Source organism: Staphylococcus sp. T93 (assembly GCF_016743875.1).
GTDB classification, from domain to species: Bacteria; Bacillota; Bacilli; order Staphylococcales; family Staphylococcaceae; genus Staphylococcus; species Staphylococcus aureus.
The window spans coordinates 856182-878433 of record NZ_CP068247.1 but is presented as its reverse complement, the minus strand read 5'-3'; the positions used below and the strand labels follow the sequence as shown (position 1 = coordinate 878433).

Annotated in this window: 21 protein-coding genes and 1 pseudogene; 19 read left to right on the top strand and 3 right to left on the bottom strand. The window is 31.2% G+C overall.

The genetic code is table 11. From position 1 onward, the window contains the following. The first annotated feature begins 181 nt into the window (after positions 1-181). The 16 genes and pseudogenes from JG553_RS04275 to JG553_RS04200 all read left to right on the top strand — a co-directional run. A complete protein-coding gene (locus tag JG553_RS04275) occupies positions 182-1672 on the top strand; it encodes a S41 family peptidase (protein ID WP_000342125.1) in 1491 nt (496 codons plus the stop codon). 399 nt (positions 1673-2071) lie between these two features. Continuing rightward, positions 2072-2581: a GNAT family N-acetyltransferase gene (locus tag JG553_RS04270; protein ID WP_000620194.1), complete on the top strand. Its 510-nt coding sequence runs from the start codon at positions 2072-2074 to the stop codon at positions 2579-2581. An 11-nt stretch (positions 2582-2592) separates the two neighbouring features. Then, on the top strand, positions 2593-3663 hold the full coding sequence (locus JG553_RS04265) for an undecaprenyldiphospho-muramoylpentapeptide beta-N-acetylglucosaminyltransferase (RefSeq protein WP_000160904.1): 1071 nt from the start codon (positions 2593-2595) through the stop codon (positions 3661-3663). Positions 3664-3679: 16 nt separating this feature from the next. Then, complete coding sequence (locus tag JG553_RS04260; protein WP_000084780.1) at positions 3680-4294, top strand: phosphatase PAP2 family protein; 615 nt, start codon at positions 3680-3682, stop codon at positions 4292-4294. A gap of 116 nt (positions 4295-4410) precedes the next feature. Further along, positions 4411-4611, top strand: coding sequence for a hypothetical protein (locus JG553_RS04255; RefSeq protein ID WP_000184336.1), 201 nt, complete (start codon positions 4411-4413; stop codon positions 4609-4611). 76 nt (positions 4612-4687) lie between these two features. Next, positions 4688-4819: a hypothetical protein gene (locus JG553_RS04250; RefSeq protein ID WP_001788795.1), complete on the top strand. Its 132-nt coding sequence runs from the start codon at positions 4688-4690 to the stop codon at positions 4817-4819. Positions 4820-5080: 261 nt separating this feature from the next. Continuing rightward, on the top strand, positions 5081-5740 hold the full coding sequence (gene arlR, locus JG553_RS04245; protein WP_000192137.1) for a response regulator transcription factor ArlR: 660 nt from the start codon (positions 5081-5083) through the stop codon (positions 5738-5740). Next, positions 5737-7092 (top strand): sensor histidine kinase ArlS, encoded by a 1356-nt coding sequence (arlS, locus tag JG553_RS04240; protein WP_000166801.1) that lies wholly within the window; start codon positions 5737-5739, stop codon positions 7090-7092. The genes arlR and arlS overlap by 4 nt, the downstream gene beginning before the upstream one ends. 283 nt (positions 7093-7375) lie before the next feature. Further along, complete coding sequence (locus JG553_RS04235; RefSeq protein ID WP_000180669.1) at positions 7376-10174, top strand: 2-oxoglutarate dehydrogenase E1 component; 2799 nt, start codon at positions 7376-7378, stop codon at positions 10172-10174. A gap of 13 nt (positions 10175-10187) precedes the next feature. Next, positions 10188-11456, top strand: a complete 1269-nt coding sequence (gene sucB / locus JG553_RS04230) for a dihydrolipoyllysine-residue succinyltransferase (RefSeq protein ID WP_001115440.1) — start codon at positions 10188-10190, stop codon at positions 11454-11456. 579 nt (positions 11457-12035) lie between these two features. After that, positions 12036-12845 (top strand): VOC family protein, encoded by an 810-nt coding sequence (locus JG553_RS04225; RefSeq protein ID WP_000334518.1) that lies wholly within the window; start codon positions 12036-12038, stop codon positions 12843-12845. A gap of 28 nt (positions 12846-12873) precedes the next feature. Beyond that, the gene (locus JG553_RS04220; RefSeq protein ID WP_000902175.1) at positions 12874-13077 is read left to right on the top strand and encodes a DUF6501 family protein; all 204 of its coding nucleotides are present in this window, start codon (positions 12874-12876) and stop codon (positions 13075-13077) included. Between the two features lie 180 nt (positions 13078-13257). Beyond that, on the top strand, positions 13258-14049 hold the full coding sequence (locus tag JG553_RS04215; RefSeq protein ID WP_001185421.1) for an ATP-binding protein: 792 nt from the start codon (positions 13258-13260) through the stop codon (positions 14047-14049). Positions 14050-14062: 13 nt separating this feature from the next. After that, complete coding sequence (locus JG553_RS04210) at positions 14063-15949, top strand: nitric oxide reductase activation protein NorD (protein WP_001283665.1); 1887 nt, start codon at positions 14063-14065, stop codon at positions 15947-15949. Between the two features lie 224 nt (positions 15950-16173). Then, positions 16174-17517, top strand: coding sequence for a branched-chain amino acid-like transporter carrier protein BrnQ3 (brnQ3, locus tag JG553_RS04205; protein WP_001039275.1), 1344 nt, complete (start codon positions 16174-16176; stop codon positions 17515-17517). Between the two features lie 475 nt (positions 17518-17992). After that, a pseudogene (locus tag JG553_RS04200) lies at positions 17993-18473 on the top strand (transposase); the annotation flags it as partial. A gap of 55 nt (positions 18474-18528) precedes the next feature. Here JG553_RS04200 and JG553_RS04195 read toward each other — a convergent pair. The 3 genes from JG553_RS04195 to JG553_RS04185 are packed head-to-tail and all read right to left on the bottom strand — an operon-like array spanning position 18529 to position 20614. Then, the gene (locus JG553_RS04195; protein ID WP_000138413.1) at positions 18529-19665 is read right to left on the bottom strand and encodes a toxic anion resistance protein; all 1137 of its coding nucleotides are present in this window, start codon (positions 19663-19665) and stop codon (positions 18529-18531) included. A 31-nt stretch (positions 19666-19696) separates the two neighbouring features. Continuing rightward, entirely contained in the window at positions 19697-20326 is a 630-nt protein-coding gene (locus JG553_RS04190) for a 5-bromo-4-chloroindolyl phosphate hydrolysis family protein (protein ID WP_001788788.1), read from the bottom strand. Positions 20327-20344: 18 nt separating this feature from the next. After that, complete coding sequence (locus JG553_RS04185; RefSeq protein WP_001215907.1) at positions 20345-20614, bottom strand: acylphosphatase; 270 nt, start codon at positions 20612-20614, stop codon at positions 20345-20347. Positions 20615-20776: 162 nt separating this feature from the next. On the opposite strand from JG553_RS04185, the gene msaA reads away from it, so the two are divergent. The 3 genes from msaA to msaC all read left to right on the top strand — a co-directional run bounded on the left by msaA (position 20777) and on the right by msaC (position 22054). Beyond that, positions 20777-21085, top strand: a complete 309-nt coding sequence (gene msaA, locus JG553_RS04180; protein WP_000269923.1) for a regulatory protein MsaA — start codon at positions 20777-20779, stop codon at positions 21083-21085. Positions 21086-21255: 170 nt separating this feature from the next. Beyond that, positions 21256-21456, top strand: a complete 201-nt coding sequence (gene cspA / locus JG553_RS04175; RefSeq protein WP_000809131.1) for a cold shock protein CspA — start codon at positions 21256-21258, stop codon at positions 21454-21456. 196 nt (positions 21457-21652) lie between these two features. Next, positions 21653-22054 carry a sarA expression modulator MsaC gene (msaC, locus tag JG553_RS04170; RefSeq protein WP_000876201.1) on the top strand — a complete coding sequence of 134 codons (402 nt, stop codon included), beginning with the start codon at positions 21653-21655 and terminating at the stop codon, positions 22052-22054. Positions 22055-22252: the final 198 nt, after the last annotated feature.

Genomic DNA, 22252 nt, shown 5'->3' with positions numbered 1-22252 from the left:
AATAATAATAGTTAGAACCAGGGTGATGCAATTCGTTATCCTGGTTTTAATTTAAAATAAACTAAGTTGTGACTAAAAATTAATCAATTATAGTGAAATATGGTGCGCTATCTTGCATAAATTGATATGATTAACTACACAGAATTTAAAAGTACATAATACATAATAAGGAAGTGATACAATGGATGATAAGCAACACACATCTTCATCCGATGATGAACGCGCTGAAATTGCAACAAGCAATCAAGACCAAGAAACTAATTCATCGAAACGCGTTCACTTAAAACGTTGGCAATTCATATCAATATTAATTGGTACAATCCTAATAACAGCTGTCATCACAGTTGTTGCATATATTTTTATAAATCAAAAAATAAGTGGTTTAAACAAAACTGATCAAGCAAACTTAAATAAAATTGAAAATGTGTATAAAATCTTAAATAGTGATTATTACAAAAAACAGGACTCTGACAAGTTAAGTAAAGCTGCAATTGATGGCATGGTCAAAGAATTAAAAGATCCTTATTCTGAATATTTAACAAAAGAACAAACGAAATCCTTTAATGAAGGTGTTTCAGGTGATTTTGTAGGTATTGGTGCAGAAATGCAAAAGAAAAATGATCAAATTATGGTTACTAGTCCTATGAAGGGATCTCCAGCAGAACGTGCTGGCATTCGTCCTAAAGATGTCATTACTAAAGTAAATGGAAAATCAATTAAAGGTAAAGCATTAGATGAAGTTGTCAAAGATGTTCGTGGTAAAGAAAACACTGAAGTCACTTTAACTGTTCAACGAGGTAGTGAAGAAAAAGACGTTAAGATTAAACGTGAAAAAATTCATGTTAAAAGTGTTGAGTATAAGAAAAAAGGTAAAGTTGGAGTTATTACTATTAATAAATTCCAGAATGATACATCAGGTGAATTGAAAGATGCAGTTCTAAAAGCTCACAAAGATGGTTTGAAAAAGATTGTTTTAGATTTAAGAAATAATCCAGGTGGACTACTAGATGAAGCTGTTAAAATGGCAAATATTTTTATCGATAAAGGAAAAACTGTTGTTAAACTAGAAAAAGGTAAAGATACTGAAGCAATTCAAACTTCTAATGATGCGTTAAAAGAAGCGAAAGACATGGATATATCCATCTTAGTGAATGAAGGTTCAGCTAGCGCTTCTGAAGTGTTTACTGGTGCGCTAAAAGACTATAATAAAGCTAAAGTTTATGGGTCAAAAACATTCGGCAAAGGTGTCGTACAAACTACAAGAGAGTTTAAGGATGGTTCATTGTTAAAATATACTGAAATGAAATGGTTAACGCCAGATGGTCATTATATTCACGGTAAAGGCATTAAACCAGACGTTACTATTGACACACCTAAATATCAATCTTTAAATGTCATTCCTAATACGAAAACATTTAAAGTTGGAGACGATGATAAAAATATTAAAACTATTAAAATTGGTTTATCAGCTTTAGGTTATAAAGTTGATAATGAATCAACGCAATTTGATAAAGCTTTAGAAAATCAAGTTAAAGCTTTCCAACAAGCGAATAAACTTGAGGTAACTGGTGAATTTAATAAAGAAACGAATAATAAATTTACTGAGTTATTAGTTGAAAAAGCTAATAAACATGATGATGTTCTCGATAAGTTGATTAATATTTTAAAATAAGCGATACACACTACTAAAATTGTATTATTATTATGTTAATGACACGCCTCCTAAATTTGCAAAGATAGCAATTTAGGAGGCGTGTTTATTTTTATTGACGTCTAACTCTAAAAGATATAAATTAGACATTTACAAATGATGTAAATAACGCAATTTCTATCATCGCTGATAACAATTCATGGTTTAATATGCAATGAGCATATACTTTTTAAATAGTATTATTCACTAGTTTTAACAATCAATTAATTGGTATATGATACTTTTATTGGTTATTTTTATCCCATAGTGTGATAATTACTATTTTTCATTCATAATAAAGGTTTAAAGCATGTTAATAGTGTGTAAGATTAACATGTACTGAAAAACATGTTTAACATAATGATATAAGGAGTGACGTACATGATCCGTCTAGGTAAAATGTCAGATTTAGATCAAATCTTAAATCTAGTAGAAGAAGCAAAAGAATTAATGAAAGAACACGACAACGAGCAATGGGACGATCAGTACCCACTTTTAGAACATTTTGAAGAAGATATTGCTAAAGATTATTTGTACGTATTAGAGGAAAATGACAAAATTTATGGCTTTATTGTTGTCGACCAAGACCAAGCAGAATGGTATGATGACATTGACTGGCCAGTAAATAGAGAAGGCGCCTTTGTTATTCATCGATTAACTGGTTCGAAAGAATATAAAGGAGCTGCTACAGAATTATTCAATTATGTTATTGATGTAGTTAAAGCACGTGGTGCAGAAGTTATTTTAACGGACACCTTTGCGTTAAACAAACCTGCACAAGGTTTATTTGCCAAATTTGGATTTCATAAGGTCGGTGAACAATTAATGGAATATCCGCCATATGATAAAGGTGAACCATTTTATGCATATTATAAAAATTTAAAAGAATAGAGGTAATATTAATGACGAAAATCGCATTTACCGGAGGGGGAACAGTTGGACACGTATCAGTAAATTTAAGTTTAATTCCAACTGCATTATCACAAGGTTATGAAGCGCTTTATATTGGTTCTAAAAATGGTATTGAAAGAGAAATGATTGAATCACAACTACCAGAAATTAAGTATTATCCTATTTCGAGTGGTAAATTAAGAAGATATATTTCTTTAGAAAATGCCAAAGACGTATTTAAAGTATTGAAAGGTATTCTTGATGCTCGTAAAGTTTTGAAAAAAGAAAAACCTGATCTATTATTTTCAAAAGGTGGATTTGTATCTGTGCCTGTTGTTATTGCAGCCAAATCATTAAATATACCAACTATTATTCATGAATCTGACTTAACACCAGGATTAGCGAATAAGATAGCACTTAAATTTGCCAAGAAAATATATACAACATTTGAAGAAACGCTAAACTACTTACCTAAAGAGAAAGCTGATTTTATTGGAGCAACAATTCGAGAAGATTTAAAAAATGGTAATGCACATAATGGTTATCAATTAACAGGCTTTAATGAAAATAAAAAAGTTTTACTCGTTATGGGTGGAAGCTTAGGAAGTAAAAAATTAAATAGCATTATTCGCGAAAACTTAGATGCATTATTACAACAATATCAAGTGATACATTTAACTGGTAAAGGATTAAAAGATGCTCAAGTTAAAAAATCAGGATATATACAATATGAATTTGTTAAAGAGGATTTAACAGATTTATTAGCAATTACGGATACAGTAATAAGTAGAGCTGGATCAAATGCGATTTATGAGTTCTTAACATTACGTATACCAATGTTATTAGTACCATTAGGTTTAGATCAATCCCGAGGCGACCAAATTGACAATGCAAATCATTTTGCTGATAAAGGATATGCTAAAGCGATTGATGAAGAACAATTAACAGCACAAATTTTATTACAAGAACTAAATGAAATGGAACAGGAAAGAACTCGAATTATCAATAATATGAAATCGTATGAACAAAGTTATACGAAAGAAGCTTTATTTGATAAGATGATTAAAGACGCATTGAATTAATGGGGGGTAATGCTTTATGAGTCAATGGAAACGTATCTCTTTGCTCATCGTTTTTACATTGGTTTTTGGAATTATCGCGTTTTTCCACGAATCAAGACTTGGGAAATGGATTGATAATGAAGTTTATGAGTTTGTATATTCATCAGAGAGCTTTATTACGACATCTATCATGCTTGGGGCTACTAAAGTAGGTGAAGTCTGGGCAATGTTATGTATTTCATTACTTCTTGTGGCATATCTCATGTTAAAGCGCCACAAAATTGAAGCATTATTTTTTGCATTAACAATGGCATTATCTGGAATTTTGAATCCAGCATTAAAAAATATATTCGATAGAGAAAGACCTACATTGCTGCGTTTAATTGATATAACAGGATTTAGTTTTCCTAGCGGTCATGCTATGGGATCAACTGCATATTTTGGAAGTGGTATCTATCTATTAAATCGATTAAATCAAGGTAATTCAAAAGGTATTCTTATAGGGTTATGTGCAGCTATGATTTTATTGATTTCCATATCACGTGTATATCTAGGTGTACATTATCCAACAGATATTATTGCCGGCATTATTGGTGGATTATTTTGCATTATTTTATCAACGTTATTACTTAGAAATAAATTAATAAATTAAATAGTAAAAAAACAAAAGCAGTAAACCTAAAGTGTCGTAAGGGTTTACTGCTTTTATAAAACGTTGTTATAACGTATATTGTCTTTTACGGGCATATAAAAGGGGAATATTTGAAAATGACCAATCCAACAAGAACGAAACGTTGTGGGGGGGATGTTCTATGTGGTATTGATAATCATTTTCAACTACTATTATACATTAGTGAGAATCATTGTCAATTAGAAACTAAAACTTTTTTTGAATATTTTTTAAGAATAGTAAATAAAACGCATGATTACGCTATTTTAGAAAATAAAAAAATTTGTATTTCTCATTAGAATTAGAATATTTAAAAGTGATGAGGTTTAAACATTATATTGTTTACATACTCCTTTTGAATTCATACATTATGAAATGTTACTTCCAAGTTCAAAATCGCACATTGAAATGATGTGTGAAATGTTTAAACTACGGTCATTTTGTGAAAATAAAGATAATAACTATTCATTTTACAATAGTGAAAAGTCAGTATATGACAACAATTAATATTGCGGTAAGGCCTTGTGTTACAGTATTCTATATTTAAGTACTGCAATCAGAATTAACAGAATGCCATTAACTGATTATTAAATATTTGAGTTAATAAATAATTAATGATTGTAGCTTGAAAAATTTAAAACATGGTTATTGATTTGTGATAAAATTTAAACGTAAACAAACTAATTTAAAAAGCAACTATTGTATAGAAAAATACAAAATTTAAAATATATTACCTTATTAGAAAAAGTCGTAATATGAGGTGTACAAATGACGCAAATTTTAATAGTAGAAGATGAACAAAACTTAGCAAGATTTCTTGAATTGGAACTCACACATGAAAATTACAATGTGGACACAGAGTATGATGGACAAGACGGTTTAGATAAAGCGCTTAGCCATTACTATGATTTAATCATATTAGATTTAATGTTGCCGTCAATTAATGGCTTAGAAATTTGTCGCAAAATTAGACAACAACAATCTACACCTATCATTATAATTACAGCGAAAAGTGATACGTATGACAAAGTTGCTGGGCTTGATTACGGTGCAGACGATTATATAGTTAAGCCGTTTGATATTGAAGAACTTTTAGCAAGAATTCGTGCAATTTTACGTCGTCAGCCACAAAAGGATATTATCGATGTCAACGGTATTACAATTGATAAGAACGCTTTTAAAGTGACGGTAAATGGCGCAGAAATTGAATTAACAAAAACAGAGTATGATTTACTATATCTTCTAGCTGAAAATAAAAACCATGTTATGCAACGGGAACAAATTTTAAATCATGTATGGGGTTATAATAGTGAAGTAGAAACAAATGTCGTAGATGTTTATATAAGATATTTACGAAACAAGTTAAAACCATACGATCGTGACAAAATGATTGAAACAGTTCGTGGCGTTGGGTATGTGATACGATGACAAAACGTAAATTGCGCAATAACTGGATTATTGTTACCACGATGATTACGTTTGTCACGATATTTTTGTTTTGTTTAATTATTATTTTTTTCTTGAAAGATACACTGCATAATAGTGAGCTTGATGATGCAGAACGAAGCTCAAGCGATATTAATAATTTATTTCATTCTAAGCCTGTTAAAGATATATCTGCATTAGACTTGAATGCATCTTTAGGTAATTTTCAAGAGATAATTATTTATGATGAGCATAATAATAAATTATTTGAGACATCGAATGATAACACAGTGAGAGTTGAACCAGGTTATGAACACCGTTATTTTGACCGCGTAATAAAAAAACGCTATAAAGGCATTGAATATTTAATTATTAAAGAACCAATTACAACGCAAGATTTCAAAGGGTATAGCTTGTTAATTCATTCACTAGAAAATTATGATAACATCGTAAAATCATTGTATATCATTGCGCTGGCATTTGGAGTGATTGCAACAATTATAACTGCCACAATCAGTTATGTATTTTCAACACAAATTACTAAACCGCTTGTCAGTTTATCAAATAAAATGATTGAGATTCGACGAGATGGTTTTCAAAATAAATTGCAATTAAATACAAATTATGAAGAAATAGATAATTTAGCAAATACGTTTAATGAGATGATGAGCCAAATTGAAGAATCATTTAATCAACAAAGACAATTTGTTGAAGATGCGTCACATGAATTACGAACACCATTACAAATTATTCAAGGTCATTTAAATTTGATTCAGCGATGGGGAAAAAAAGACCCAGCAGTATTAGAAGAATCGTTAAATATTTCTATTGAAGAAATGAATCGTATCATAAAATTAGTCGAAGAATTACTTGAATTGACTAAAGGAGATGTAAATGACATTTCTTCTGAAGCACAGACCGTGCATATTAATGATGAAATTCGCTCGCGAATACACTCATTAAAACAATTGCATCCTGATTATCAATTTGATACGGATCTGACATCTAAAAATCTAGAAATTAAAATGAAACCTCATCAATTCGAACAATTATTTTTAATCTTTATTGATAATGCAATCAAATATGATGTGAAGAATAAGAAAATTAAAGTTAAGACAAGGTTAAAAAATAAGCAAAAAATAATTGAAATTACAGATCATGGAATTGGTATTCCAGAGGAAGATCAAGATTTCATTTTTGATCGCTTTTATCGAGTGGATAAATCTCGTTCAAGAAGTCAAGGCGGTAATGGACTCGGATTATCTATTGCTCAAAAAATCATTCAATTAAACGGAGGATCGATTAAAATTAAAAGTGAAATTAACAAAGGAACAACGTTTAAAATCATATTTTAATCATGACTGAGACGTCAATCAAAGTCATAGGATCAATTTTTTAAGTACACATTAGCTGTGACTAATGTATAAGAACAACTATAAAACAAATAAACAGTGGTTCTTTATCATTTCTGTTGTACTCCCAAAATTTACAATAAAATACATCTATAAACCTAGAAGAATCAACGCTTTTGTTGATTCTTCTTTTTAGCAGATAAATAGGTAAATCTACTTTAACAAATAACTAAATAGTGATATTATTACATTGTAAGCGTTTCAACATTTTTGTGGAGGGTGTAAAATGACTAACGAAAGAAAAGAAGTTTCAGAGGCTCCTGTAAACTTCGGTGCGAATTTAGGTCTAATGTTAGATCTATATGATGACTTTTTACAAGATCCATCATCTGTACCAGAAGATTTACAAGTCTTATTCAGCACAATTAAGAATGATGACTCAATTGTACCAGCTTTAAAAAGTACAAGTAGTCAAAATAGCGACGGCACAATTAAGCGTGTCATGCGTTTAATTGATAATATTCGCCAATACGGGCATCTTAAAGCCGATATTTATCCTGTAAATCCTCCAAAAAGGAAACATGTACCTAAATTAGAGATTGAAGACTTTGATTTAGATCAACAGACTTTGGAAGGTATATCAGCAGGAATTGTTTCAGATCACTTTGCCGACATTTATGATAATGCTTATGAAGCAATTTTAAGAATGGAAAAACGTTACAAAGGACCAATTGCATTTGAGTATACACATATTAATAACAATACCGAACGTGGTTGGTTAAAAAGAAGAATTGAAACGCCATATAAAGTAACGTTAAATAATAACGAAAAAAGGGCACTATTCAAACAATTAGCGTATGTTGAAGGGTTTGAAAAATATCTTCATAAAAACTTCGTTGGTGCAAAGCGTTTTTCAATTGAAGGGGTAGACGCACTTGTACCGATGTTACAACGTACTATTACGATTGCTGCGAAAGAAGGTATTAAAAATATACAAATAGGCATGGCTCACCGTGGACGTTTAAACGTTTTAACGCATGTCTTAGAAAAACCGTACGAAATGATGATTTCAGAATTTATGCATACAGATCCAATGAAATTCTTACCTGAAGATGGTAGCTTGCAGTTAACTGCTGGATGGACTGGTGATGTGAAATATCACCTTGGTGGCATTAAAACTACTGATTCATACGGTACAATGCAGCGTATTGCACTGGCTAACAATCCAAGTCACTTGGAAATTGTTGCACCTGTTGTTGAGGGGCGTACGAGAGCAGCACAAGATGATACACAACGAGCTGGGGCTCCGACGACTGATCATCATAAAGCAATGCCAATTATTATACATGGCGATGCTGCTTATCCTGGTCAAGGAATTAACTTCGAAACAATGAACTTAGGAAACTTGAAAGGCTATTCTACGGGTGGTTCATTGCATATTATTACTAACAATAGAATTGGATTTACTACAGAACCAATTGATGCACGTTCAACAACTTATTCTACAGATGTGGCCAAAGGTTATGATGTGCCAATATTCCATGTCAATGCAGATGACGTTGAAGCTACTATTGAAGCAATTGATATTGCAATGGAATTTAGAAAAGAGTTTCATAAAGACGTCGTTATTGATTTAGTAGGTTATCGTCGTTTCGGACATAACGAAATGGATGAACCATCAATTACTAATCCAGTTCCTTATCAGAATATTCGCAAACATGACTCTGTTGAATATGTGTTTGGTAAAAAGCTTGTTAATGAAGGTGTCATTTCAGAAGATGAAATGCATTCATTTATAGAACAAGTCCAAAAGGAACTAAGACAAGCTCATGATAAAATTAATAAAGCTGATAAAATGGATAATCCAGATATGGAAAAGCCTGCAGATCTTGCATTACCGTTACAAGCAGACGAACAATCATTTACTTTTGATCACTTGAAAGAAATAAATGATGCATTGTTAACATATCCGGATGGCTTTAACATTTTGAAAAAGTTAAACAAAGTTCTTGAGAAGCGTCATGAGCCGTTTAATAAAGAAGATGGTTTAGTTAATTGGGCACAAGCAGAACAACTTGCATTTGCGACAATTTTACAAGATGGTACACCGATTCGCTTAACTGGTCAAGATAGTGAACGTGGTACATTCAGTCATAGGCATGCCGTGTTACATGATGAGCAAACAGGTGAAACATATACACCTTTACATCATGTTCCTGATCAAAAAGCGACATTTGATATACACAATTCTCCGCTTTCAGAAGCAGCAGTAGTTGGTTTTGAATACGGCTATAATGTGGAAAACAAAAAAAGCTTCAATATTTGGGAAGCACAATATGGTGATTTTGCAAATATGTCACAAATGATTTTTGACAACTTCTTATTCAGTTCTCGCTCAAAATGGGGAGAACGTTCAGGATTAACATTATTCTTACCTCATGCATATGAGGGTCAAGGGCCTGAACATTCATCAGCAAGATTAGAGCGATTTTTACAATTAGCTGCTGAAAATAATTGCACAGTTGTCAACTTATCTAGTTCAAGTAATTATTTCCACTTATTGCGTGCACAAGCGGCTAGTTTAGATTCTGAACAAATGCGACCATTGGTTGTTATGTCACCAAAAAGCTTACTGAGAAATAAAACAGTTGCAAAACCAATTGATGAATTTACTTCTGGTGGATTTGAGCCAATTTTGACAGAATCATATCAAGCGGATAAGGTTACAAAAGTTATTTTGGCAACTGGTAAAATGTTCATTGATTTAAAAGAAGCATTAGCTAAAAATCCAGACGAATCAGTATTACTCGTTGCGATTGAAAGATTGTATCCATTCCCAGAGGAAGAGATTGAAGCATTACTAGCACAATTGCCAAACCTTGAAGAAGTGTCATGGGTACAAGAAGAACCTAAAAATCAAGGTGCATGGTTATATGTCTATCCATATGTTAAAGTGCTAGTTGCAGATAAATATGATTTAAGTTATCATGGCAGAATTCAAAGGGCTGCTCCAGCTGAAGGCGATGGAGAAATTCATAAACTTGTTCAAAATAAAATTATAGAAAATGCATTAAAAAATAACTAGGGGGAAATAAGTCATGCCAGAGGTTAAAGTTCCAGAATTAGCAGAATCTATTACAGAAGGTACCATTGCAGAATGGTTGAAAAACGTAGGGGATAGCGTAGAAAAAGGTGAAGCTATTCTTGAATTAGAAACTGATAAAGTTAATGTCGAAGTTGTATCTGAAGAAGCAGGTGTATTATCTGAACAACTTGCAAGTGAAGGCGACACTGTAGAAGTTGGACAAGCAATTGCTATCATCGGCGAAGGTAGTGGCAATGCTTCTAAAGAAAATAGTAACGACAATACTCCACAACAAAATGAAGAAACAAATAATAAAAAAGAAGAAACAACAAATAATTCGGTAGATAAAGCTGAAGTAAATCAAGCAAATGATGACAATCAGCAACGTATTAATGCTACGCCTTCTGCGCGTCGATATGCTCGTGAAAATGGTGTGAATCTTGCTGAAGTAAGTCCGAAAACAAATGATGTGGTTCGTAAAGAAGATATTGATAAGAAACAACAGGCACCGGCATCAACACAAACAACACAACAAGCATCTGCAAAAGAAGAGAAAAAATACAATCAATATCCTACAAAACCAGTGATTCGTGAAAAAATGTCACGTAGAAAGAAAACAGCTGCCAAAAAATTATTAGAGGTATCTAATAATACAGCTATGTTAACAACATTTAACGAAGTTGACATGACAAATGTTATGGAATTGCGTAAACGTAAGAAAGAACAATTTATGAAAGATCATGATGGTACTAAATTAGGATTTATGTCATTCTTTACTAAAGCTTCTGTAGCAGCTTTGAAAAAGTATCCAGAAGTTAATGCAGAAATCGACGGCGACGACATGATTACGAAACAATATTATGATATTGGTGTAGCTGTTTCTACAGATGATGGATTATTAGTACCATTTGTAAGAGATTGTGATAAAAAGAATTTTGCAGAAATCGAAGCAGAAATTGCTAATTTAGCAGTTAAAGCACGAGAGAAAAAACTTGGCTTAGATGATATGGTTAATGGTTCATTTACGATTACAAATGGCGGTATTTTTGGATCAATGATGAGTACGCCAATTATCAATGGTAATCAAGCTGCAATCTTAGGCATGCATTCAATTATTACAAGACCAATTGCGATTGATCAAGATACAATCGAAAATCGTCCAATGATGTATATTGCATTAAGCTATGATCATAGAATTATTGACGGTAAAGAAGCAGTTGGATTCTTAAAAACAATTAAAGAATTAATTGAAAACCCAGAAGACTTATTATTAGAATCTTAATCCACAACACAAAATAGTTTACTATTCCTAAAAGCGGGATTAAATCAATAACAAACAGCAGTAAGATTATTTCCTAGTCGAAATATCTTACTGCTGTACTTTATTTTTATAATGATTCGTATTAAAATGTGGGTTTAATTTTGACTACTTAAAAAATATATCATTTCTATTGAAATAGACTCACAATAGAAATATAGGTAGAATAGCGTGTTTCAATATGCTAATGAATGCATTTTAGATAATAACAAACGATGAAATATATGAATTCTATAAGCGCCTTTAGTTAATTTAAAATCATCTGAACATGATGTAAATTCGCTTTATGGACACGACATATATATGTTTTTCATGTCCTACAAAAAACGAAATATTCAATTGCTATATACAGATATTCATTAATGACACACTCAATAGCAACCATAACAATATTATGTTACCTATTTAAATGAAATAGTTCTTTTAAAGAAATACATTTTTCACATATTAATCTATAATCAAAATCAACTGACCGATATTCTATAATTTATGATTAAAATAAGTTATAATATAATAGTAAAGATAAAGATAGAGGTGGCTATAATGTGTGGACTTAGAAGTATAACATTAGGTACAACAAATATAGAACAGACAAAACATTTCATGGTTGACATATTAGGATTAAATTATGAAGAACTTCTTGAAAACTCAATTCGTTTCGGCGATGCAGATATAAGCCCAGGAACAAGACTTCAATTTATACAAGTTCCAAGTGAGCAATTAGAAGAATCTCACTTTGTGGGTATTGGATTACGTACACCAACTGACTCAGGTTTAGAGGAGTATGCGGAAATATTATCGAATAAGGATATTCCATTTACAACAGTTAAAGAATTAAATGGCAATAAATATTTCAGTCTCGAAGATAACAATGGTCATATTTTCTCAATATATTCAAACGAGAATAATTATGGCGTTGGTTTAGGTATGCCTTCTTTTGAGAGTGCGGTCAATCCGTTACATCAAGTGCAAGGTTTAGGACCAGTGATTCTTAAAGTGAATCATGTAGATATTACAGGTCAAATTTTAACAAATATATTCGGACTTGAAGTATTTGCAGAATACCAACCCTTCGACAATGCTGACTATCATGTCCAAGTATTCAAAGTTGGAACGGGTGGTCTAGGTGGCGAAATACATTTAATGCCTGTAGAAACCGAAATGACAATGCCGGAATATGGCGCAGTCGATCAAGTTGAGTTTGAAACGAAAGATGCAGATTTCTTTAATCAAGCGAAATCGCGCTTAGATGAAGTGGAAATACCATATCAAACGCTTGAGCAAGATGATATTGAATCAATTAGAATTACTGAAAACAGTGGATTATCGTTTATATTCACTTTACAAAAATAATTTTTTTACGATAGCGAGGACAAAATTTATGTTACATGAAACTTGGAAAGAACGTACACCAATCAAGAAAGTAGAAGTCATTAATACAGATGCAAAGAAATTTACAGTTTCTGACATGTTAACGGTTGGCAAACAATATGATGTTATCAACGAAACTGAAGAATATTATCAAATAATAGATAATTCTGGATTAGTTGGCGGTTACTATAAAACATATTTCAAAGAAGTTTAAACGCATAATTATTGAAATGAAGCCTAATATGAGATTTTCAATTAGTAAATTTGGTAAAATATAAACAATTCGCATACTAAGCATTGCGTTTTATATCAGAATAGAATAGTAAACTAAGGCATTTGGAGAACTTATTCCATGTCTTAGTTTTTTAATTTATTTAAAGGAGAACGTTTTAAAATGGCACTAAAACATTATAAGAATTCAGATTCAACAGTTTTCAATGATGCGAAGGCATTATTTGATTTAAATAAAAATATTTTACTTAAAGGTCCAACAGGTTCAGGGAAAACAAAGTTGGCAGAAACATTAAGTGAAGTTGTTGATACACCCATGCATCAAGTCAATTGTTCTGTTGATTTAGATACAGAAAGCTTATTAGGCTTTAAAACAATTAAAACAAATGCGGAAGGTCAACAAGAAATTGTCTTTGTAGATGGTCCAGTTATTAAAGCTATGAAAGAGGGGCATATTTTATATATTGATGAAATAAATATGGCTAAACCTGAAACATTGCCTGTATTAAATGGGGTCTTAGATTATCGTCGTCAAATTACGAATCCATACACTGGTGAAGTAATCAAAGCTGTACCAGGATTTAACGTTATAGCAGCGATAAATGAAGGTTATGTTGGTACTTTGCCAATGAATGAAGCACTAAAAAATCGCTTTGTTGTTATTCACGTTGATTATATTGATGGGGACATTTTAAAAAATGTGATTAAAGAGCAAAGTTTATTACAAGATGATAAACAAATCGAACAAATTATTAAGTTTAATGAAGATTTACGTACTATGTCTAAGCAGGGACAAATTTCTGAAGAAGCCGCTAGTATCCGTGCATTATTAGACTTGTGTGATTTAATCACTGTAATGCCAGTTGAACGTGCAATTAAACGTACAATTATTGATAAATTGGAAGATGAACGTGAACAACAAGCAATATATAATGCTGTAGAACTAAACTTTTAAAGAGGGATAAAACATGAGTGATCGTTTCATAAAATTTAATGACGAACAGTTAGATGCCAAGCAAGTAATGATGTTGCAAGACTTAGCTCGACTCTTATTAAAAAATGAACAAACACAAGTTAAAATCCAAAAATTCCCTTACTATAATCCTGTTCAAAATGTTTTGATTACGAGTTGGTTTTGGTCACATCGACCAAGCCATATCGAAATGGCTGGTTTAAAAACAGATGTTATGTTAGCTGCTTACGGTTATCATATGATGGATGTACAAATTGTAAATGAAGTAGTACAAGATAAAACTTTTAAACACCCTAAATTTTATCAACAACTTTTTAAATTATTAGAAGATATGCGCGTATTAAATTCTATTAAAGTTGAGCGCCCAAGTACTGCTAAATTAATTGATCTTCGCTTAGATACACGTATATCATATACGGAATCTCAAATTAAAGTGTATCGTACTAAAACACAATATACAGATTTATTATTTTTGTATTTAGAACATGCATTTTTAAGCCAAGATTTCTTTGATATACCATCTATACATTCAGATTTAGATGATATTTTAGTAAATATGTTCTTATATTTACCTAATTTTTTCCAAAATCAAAATTCTGAAGATAATATGTATCTGGCTCAAAGAATTATGTATCAAGTAGATGATATTTTAAAAGAAGATATGCTAAACGAATATTATTACTTACCTAAAACACTATATAATACATTAGCTAGTCCAGAGTTTGATGATTTAAAGAGAACTGATGCAAGTCAAGTCGATGGGCAAGATGATACTTCAGAAGATGATGATAACGAAAGTGAAAAAGCTGACTCTAAATCTGCAGATAGTGAGTCAAAAGGTGGCGCCTATTTAGAAATGGAGCTTCACGAAGGACAAAATAGTGAAACATTAGGTAATGATGAAGCACGTGAAGGCGATGCTACAGATGATATGACTGATATGATGACCAAAAAGGGCAAAGGATCAAACGATACGCTAAATCGTGAAGAAGGCGATGCTGTTGGTCAAAGCCAAGCATTTCAACTTGATGGTGTGAACAAAAATGTAGAAATAAAATGGCAAATTCCTGAAATTGAGCCACAATATGTTTTAGAATATCAAGAATCGAAACAAGACGTACAATATGAAATCAAAGACTTAATTCAAATTATAAAGAAAACGATTGAACGAGAACAACGAGATGCACGTTTTAATTTAACAAAAGGGCGATTACAAAAGGATTTAATTAATTGGTTTATCGACGATCAATATAAATTGTTTTACAAAAAACAAGATTTAAGTAAATCATTTGATGCGACATTTACATTGTTAATTGATGCGTCAGCAAGTATGCATGATAAAATGGCTGAAACGAAGAAAGGTGTAGTGTTATTCCACGAGACGTTAAAAGCATTGAACATTAAACATGAAATTTTATCATTCAGTGAGGATGCCTTTGATTCAGACGAGCATGCACAACCAAATATCATTAATGAAATTATTAACTATGATTACTCAACCTTTGAAAAAGATGGCCCACGTATTATGGCACTTGAACCTCAAGATGATAATCGTGATGGTGTTGCTATTAGAGTTGCAAGTGAACGATTAATGCGTCGAAATCAACATCAACGATTTTTAATCGTATTTTCAGACGGCGAACCGTCTGCATTTAATTATAGTCAAGATGGTATTATTGATACGTATGAAGCTGTAGAAATGTCACGTAAATTTGGTATTGAAGTATTTAATGTATTTTTGAGTCAAGATCCAATAACTGAAGATGTTGAACAAACAATTCATAATATTTATGGTCAATATGCTATTTTCGTTGAAGGTGTTGCGCATTTACCTGGACATCTCTCTCCATTATTAAAAAAATTACTACTTAAATCTTTATAAATAAATTTAAAATATGAGTTTATATGAAATTGTGAATAAAAGTCATCAGTTACTATTTAAAAAGTGGATTTGAAGAATTTTATTTTCTGACATAATTTGATTTAAACAACACATGTGTTTTGTTTCTGCTATGTACAACATATTTCATATAGACTCTTTATTATTTTTTGTGCTAAAATATTTACTTGTAAATTATTTCGTGTTTTAAAAAAAGGAGTAACTCTATGAATAAAAATACATGGGTCATTGGGTTTACGCTCTTCGCTATGTTTTTTGGCGCAGGCAATCTAATTTTTCCTCCTAATCTCGGATTGGATAGTGGTCAATTTTTCTGGCCCGCCATTTTAGCGTTTGTTCTAACTGGGATTGGTTTACCATTATTAGGTGTGATTGTAGGTGCACTTGATAAAGAAGGATATATTGGCGCATTAAATAAAATTTCACCTAAATTTTCAATATTGTTCTTAATCATCATTTATTTGACTATAGGACCACTTTTTGCAATACCTAGAACTGCATCTACATCTTTTGAAATGACAATTACACCAATTATACATAGCAATAGTAGTATCGCTTTATTTATATTTACGATTATCTACTTCATAGTCGTTTTGTATATTTGTTTAAATCCATCTAAGTTAATCGATCGTATTGGTTCATTATTAACACCATTATTATTGATTACTATTTTAGCGATGATTATTAAAGGATACTTAGACTTTAGCGGTAATAGTGCTGGAAAGGGCAATGAAGCACTATATCATTCTAATTTTTCAAGTTTTGCTGAAGGCTTTACACAAGGCTATTTAACAATGGATGCCATTGCAGCAATTGCTTTTTCAATGATTGTTGTTAATGCAGTAAAACTAACAGGCATTACTAAAACAAATCAAATATTCAAACAAACTTTGACTGCTGGTTTAATTGCAGCCGTAGCTTTAATTTTCATATATATTTCATTAGGTTATATTGGTAATCATATGCCAGTAAGTGACATGACGTTAGATCAATTGAAATCCAAAGATCGAAACATTGGGACATATTTATTAACGACAATGGCTTCAACAGGATTTGGTTCATTCGGAAAATATTTATTGGGCATCATTGTGGCGCTGGCATGTCTAACTACAGCATGCGGGCTTATTGTTGCAGTTTCTGAATATTTCCATAGAATCGTACCTAAAGTATCATACAAAGCATTTGTATTAGTTTTCATTTTAATGAGTTTTATTATTGCTAACCAAGGTTTAAATGCTGTTATCTCAATGTCAATTCCGGTATTAAGCATTGTATACCCAGTAGCAATAACTGTTGTATTATTAATTTTAATTGCCAAATTCATACCGACAAAACGCATTTCACAACAAATTCCAGTTATTATCGTATTTATATTGTCGATTTTCAGTGTTATTAGTAAGTTAGGTTGGCTGAAAATTAACTTTATAGAATCATTGCCTCTAAGAGCGTATTCTTTAGAGTGGTTCCCAGTAGCAATTATTGCAACGATATTAGGCTATCTAGTCGGCATATTTGTAAAACAAGATCCAATTAAATATCAACAGGAATAACGAATAATATAAAAGAGGTTGGGACATAAATCCCTAAAAAAACAGCAGTAAGATAATTTTCAATTAGAAAATATCTTACTGCTGTTCTCTATTTATACAATACTTCGTATTGAATGGCTTCGCTTTCCTAGGGTGCCGTCTCAGCCTCGGTCTTCGACTGGCACTGCTCCCTCAGGAGTCTCGCCATTAATACTACGTATTAACGTGTAATTTTACTTTGAAATACTTTAAAAAAATAAGACACTTTGCCCAACTTGCACATAAATGTAAAATTCAATAAAATAAATTTTCTGTGTTGGATCCCTTCGTATAATTTAATAAATACTACTAAACTAAATTAACGAGGTGCCTTATGTATAAAAATTATAACATGACCCAACTTACACTACCAATAGAAACTTCTGTTAGAATTCCTCAAAATGATAATACGCGATATGTTAATGAAATTGTTGAAACGATATCTGATAGCGAATTCGATGAATTTATATGTCCTAATAACAAAAGAATAGGTTTTAAAAGATATGCATACCGTAATGATAGATATAGTTTTAAACGTGACTTCAAGCTATATGAATGTGATGACTGTTCATCATGTTCTTTGAGACATCAATGCATGAAGCCAAATTCGAAATCCAATAAGAAAATTATGAAGAATTATAATTGGGAATACTTTAAAGCCCAAATTAATCAAAAGCTTTCTGAACCAGAAACGAAAAAATCTATAGTCAAAGAAAAATTGATGTAGAGCCTGTTTTTGGATTTATGAAGGCTATTTTGGGTTTCACTCGAATGTCAGTTCGGGAATAAATAAAGTTAAACGAGAGCTAGGTTTTGTATTAATGGCACTTAATATAAGGAAAATAGCAGCTCAACGAGCTGTACATTATAAAATACATATCAAAAAAGCTGATTTCTATCAAATAAATAATAGAAATCAGCTTTTTTACATTGCCTAAGAACTTTAAGGAACTTAATGTCCCAAGCTCTTTTTTGTTATATCTAATTCGTAATTTATGATTGTTTATTCGGTCCTTTGATGTTCACTAAATGTGACTTTAAATCTTGTTCTAATTGTTGTAATTCTTTTTCAGCTAATTGTCGTTCTTCGCGACCGTGTTGTTGAATAATTAATGTTTCTTCAATTGTCTCAATAATGTTACGCTGTGTACGTTTCAATGTATCAAGATCAACAATGCCACGCTCATTTTCTGTTGCAGTTTCAATCGCATTTTGTTTCAACATTTCAGCATTTGCTGTTAATAAATCATTAGTTGTATCAGTGACAGCTCGTTGTGCAGCAACTGCATTACGCTGTCTCATTAATGTAAGCGCAATGGCCATTTGATTTTTCCATAGTGGAATACTTGTCAAAATTGAACTTTGTATCTTCTCGGCAAGTGCTTGATTAACATTTTGAATCATACGAATTTGTGGCGCAGTTTGCAAAGCTATTTGTCTTGAAAGCTGTAAGTCATATATGCGTTTATCTAGTCTATCTATAAATTGCTGCATATCTGCAACTTGTTGAATATCCATTTGATTAGTGGATTGCTGCGCTTGCTGTTGCAATTGTGGTAGCTTTTCATTTTCTAATTGCAACTTTTTTTGCTGTGCAGCAATGATATGCAATGATAAGTCATCAAAGTATTGTTTGTTTTTATCATATAGCGTATCTAATAATTCAATATCTCTTGTTAAATGTGTTTGATGTTTCTGCAGTTGAATCGTTATGCGATCGACTTGAGCACTAACTGATTGCATTCTTGAAAAGATTTCATTGATAGACGACTTTGCTCTGCTAAAAATTCTTTTTAACATAGATGGTTTATCAGTATTTAACTCATTTGGATTAACTGACTTTAGTTTTGACATTAGATCTGACAAAGTATCTCCAATAGGACCAACATCTTTACTTTGTACTTCATCCAACATTTGATGTGAAAATTGAGACATTTGTTTCTGTAAATCAGAACCAAACGCTAATAAACCTTCATTGTCTAAAGGGTTAATTTGTTTACTGATTGTGTCTACCTGTTTTTGTTGTTCAATTGTTAACTTTTCTTTTTGAATAGTAGTATTCGATAATTCTTTATCGCTTATAAAATCATCTAGTGGATGGCTTTCTTTGAAACTTTTATTTTCAGTCATCAATCATCTCTCCAATAGTTGCTATTTTACATCAATCTTGATGATGTTTTTGATGTAACTTATTTAATTCCATTTCAATATCTAAACGTTCATAATCATCTTCGTTGAGACGCTTTAAATCAGCGATTAATGTTCGTTTGACCTCATCCAAAGTAATTCGTGTTTGTTCTAACTTTTGCTGTTCATTAATTGATTTTTTGGGCATTTTTGCTAGACGTGTATATGCATCAACCAAATTTAAAGCATTATCAATATGAGAATAAAAAAAGCCTTCAACTTTATAAAATGATGCAGGTCTCTGTCTAACTGTCGTATAAATAGAACGTGAAATTTGGTATATATCATTAATCTGCCTAAAATCTTTAATTGATCTTATATTGACATACGTTTTTAAAATACCTCTAAGTTTTTGGTGTGTATGATTTAACTGATTTCGAATATAGCGATAGTCTTTTCTAGTCAAACCAATTTCGTTTAAATATTTGCGTGAAGTGAGTTTTTGTATCGGTAGGTATGTCATTAAAAAGCCAACAATACCAATAGACATATCAATTAAAAAAGATACATCAAGTGCAATCATCCCAAATATGCTTGTTAAAAACGCTACAGGAATTCCCACTAACACCCCAAATATATGAGAAATATTATATCTCACTGTCATCTTCCTTTATTTAGCATTTTATATTGATCGAAAATCCGATAATTTTTGATTTAGTTCTAACTCTTCAAGTTGATGGCTTGTTACATTTGATGCTGGTGAGGCACCTTCAATTACACCTTGAATAAATCTCTCTATATCTGCGTCATCCCCTTGTGCATATATCTCTACATAGTCATCTACATTTTGAACAGTACCGACAATGTTATAGTTCATTGCAATGCGTTGTGTAAAATATCTAAATCCGACGCCTTGAACGCGTCCGAATACTTGTAAATGTATATGTCTCATTTTTACCACCTCATAATGTTATTATACGTAGTTTTACTTAAAAAAACTAATAATTACTATAGTTACTACTTTGTTTGTTTCAAGTCGTCAAACTTGATTTTCAGAGGATAAAGGTATAAAAATAAGTATAGAGTTTTTGAAGTATGGAAGGGGTCTTTAATAATGTGGACAGTTACCAAAATTAGAGCCGATTATGAGGGATGGTGGTTATTCAGTGACTGGCCAGAAAACATTGTTGAAAAATATCAATATCAAGATTTTGATGACATGTTTAAGCACTATCAACAATTGATTAATCAATGTAAAGTTCAGTTCGATAACTATGTCACAGGCAAATATAATATTTATGCATTTTATAATAATTGTGACATGAACTATTGCGAAGATTGTGAAGAGGATTTACAAATATTTTATAGTTTCATTGTTTTACAAAATAATGAAGTATATTATAAACTACCAATAATTGATTAAATGAATATTTTTTATTATTGTATTGCAATTTGGTAATAACTGCACTATAATACAAGTTAAGCAGATGATTATTCCATATTGCAAAGAATATTTGAGTGAAATTTGCATGTATTTTTTGTAATATGCGAATAAGCATATTGAATGAATTTTAGTCTTGGAGGTTTCAGATTATGAAACAAGGTACAGTTAAATGGTTTAACGCTGAAAAAGGATTCGGCTTTATCGAAGTTGAAGGAGAAAATGACGTATTCGTACATTTTTCAGCAATTAACCAAGATGGTTACAAATCATTAGAAGAAGGTCAAGCTGTTGAGTTTGAAGTAGTTGAAGGCGACCGCGGTCCACAAGCTGCAAACGTTGTTAAACTATAATTCTTAGATTTGAATCATTGATTTTAACTAACACCTTACCAAGAAGTAAGGTGTTTTTATATGCTTATTACAAATACTTAACGCGATGAGTTTCTCAACCAAATTGAGAACTCTTTTTTTATATCACCAACATTGTTTGCAATAGAAAAATATATTTATATAATATAATTATGGTGTACAACGACGAGGTGATTTTATGAAATATCTTATCCTTAGTTTAGTTGCTAATTTATTAGTTTTCGGTGTATTATCTGCAATTGGATTAAATATTAATATTTTAGCAGCAATGATGATTGTATTAGTGATTCCGATAATGATTTCTGGGATACTATTTTTCAAAACTAATATTGATAAAACATACATATTTTTTAACATCATATTTATCGACTTTTATTACTATATTTACAATGTACATTTAATGACTTTGCCAAAGTTTAATAATTATATTAAAGCAGAGATGATGGAATTAGAAGATATTGATGTATTAATTACAAGTAAAGATTTTGGATTTGATGAAATTCTGTTTTATACATTATATTTGTTGTTAATTCTTATCGTTTTATATTATTTGAAAAAGCAAGTAAAGCATAAAATCTAATTTCATGATGCTTGTTTAAAGTGTGGTATGTATATGATGCTTTAAATTAGTTGAATAGGGCTAACTAAATATAAAGGATTAATGACAAAAAGAAATAAATACTTTCTAACTAAAAATGTGCTGTTCTTCCTTTTTTAGAGTATATGTCCAAGCATGTTTTCTACAGTCATCTATAATGCATAAAAATTCCCCGAGTCA

What these genes read in the sequence shown, in the direction of transcription:
- JG553_RS04275 (WP_000342125.1), top strand. Translation starts at nt 182, where the DNA reads ATGGATGATAAGCAACACACATCTTCATCCGATGATGAACGCGCTGAA.
- JG553_RS04270 (WP_000620194.1), top strand. Translation starts at nt 2,072, where the DNA reads ATGATCCGTCTAGGTAAAATGTCAGATTTAGATCAAATCTTAAATCTA.
- JG553_RS04265 (WP_000160904.1), top strand. Translation starts at nt 2,593, where the DNA reads ATGACGAAAATCGCATTTACCGGAGGGGGAACAGTTGGACACGTATCA.
- JG553_RS04260 (WP_000084780.1), top strand. Translation starts at nt 3,680, where the DNA reads ATGAGTCAATGGAAACGTATCTCTTTGCTCATCGTTTTTACATTGGTT.
- JG553_RS04255 (WP_000184336.1), top strand. Translation starts at nt 4,411, where the DNA reads ATGACCAATCCAACAAGAACGAAACGTTGTGGGGGGGATGTTCTATGT.
- JG553_RS04250 (WP_001788795.1), top strand. Translation starts at nt 4,688, where the DNA reads ATGTTACTTCCAAGTTCAAAATCGCACATTGAAATGATGTGTGAAATG.
- arlR (WP_000192137.1), top strand. Translation starts at nt 5,081, where the DNA reads ATGACGCAAATTTTAATAGTAGAAGATGAACAAAACTTAGCAAGATTT.
- arlS (WP_000166801.1), top strand. Translation starts at nt 5,737, where the DNA reads ATGACAAAACGTAAATTGCGCAATAACTGGATTATTGTTACCACGATG.
- JG553_RS04235 (WP_000180669.1), top strand. Translation starts at nt 7,376, where the DNA reads ATGACTAACGAAAGAAAAGAAGTTTCAGAGGCTCCTGTAAACTTCGGT.
- sucB (WP_001115440.1), top strand. Translation starts at nt 10,188, where the DNA reads ATGCCAGAGGTTAAAGTTCCAGAATTAGCAGAATCTATTACAGAAGGT.
- JG553_RS04225 (WP_000334518.1), top strand. Translation starts at nt 12,036, where the DNA reads ATGTGTGGACTTAGAAGTATAACATTAGGTACAACAAATATAGAACAG.
- JG553_RS04220 (WP_000902175.1), top strand. Translation starts at nt 12,874, where the DNA reads ATGTTACATGAAACTTGGAAAGAACGTACACCAATCAAGAAAGTAGAA.
- JG553_RS04215 (WP_001185421.1), top strand. Translation starts at nt 13,258, where the DNA reads ATGGCACTAAAACATTATAAGAATTCAGATTCAACAGTTTTCAATGAT.
- JG553_RS04210 (WP_001283665.1), top strand. Translation starts at nt 14,063, where the DNA reads ATGAGTGATCGTTTCATAAAATTTAATGACGAACAGTTAGATGCCAAG.
- brnQ3 (WP_001039275.1), top strand. Translation starts at nt 16,174, where the DNA reads ATGAATAAAAATACATGGGTCATTGGGTTTACGCTCTTCGCTATGTTT.
- JG553_RS04195 (WP_000138413.1), bottom strand. Translation starts at nt 19,665, where the DNA reads ATGACTGAAAATAAAAGTTTCAAAGAAAGCCATCCACTAGATGATTTT.
- JG553_RS04190 (WP_001788788.1), bottom strand. Translation starts at nt 20,326, where the DNA reads ATGACAGTGAGATATAATATTTCTCATATATTTGGGGTGTTAGTGGGA.
- JG553_RS04185 (WP_001215907.1), bottom strand. Translation starts at nt 20,614, where the DNA reads ATGAGACATATACATTTACAAGTATTCGGACGCGTTCAAGGCGTCGGA.
- msaA (WP_000269923.1), top strand. Translation starts at nt 20,777, where the DNA reads ATGTGGACAGTTACCAAAATTAGAGCCGATTATGAGGGATGGTGGTTA.
- cspA (WP_000809131.1), top strand. Translation starts at nt 21,256, where the DNA reads ATGAAACAAGGTACAGTTAAATGGTTTAACGCTGAAAAAGGATTCGGC.
- msaC (WP_000876201.1), top strand. Translation starts at nt 21,653, where the DNA reads ATGAAATATCTTATCCTTAGTTTAGTTGCTAATTTATTAGTTTTCGGT.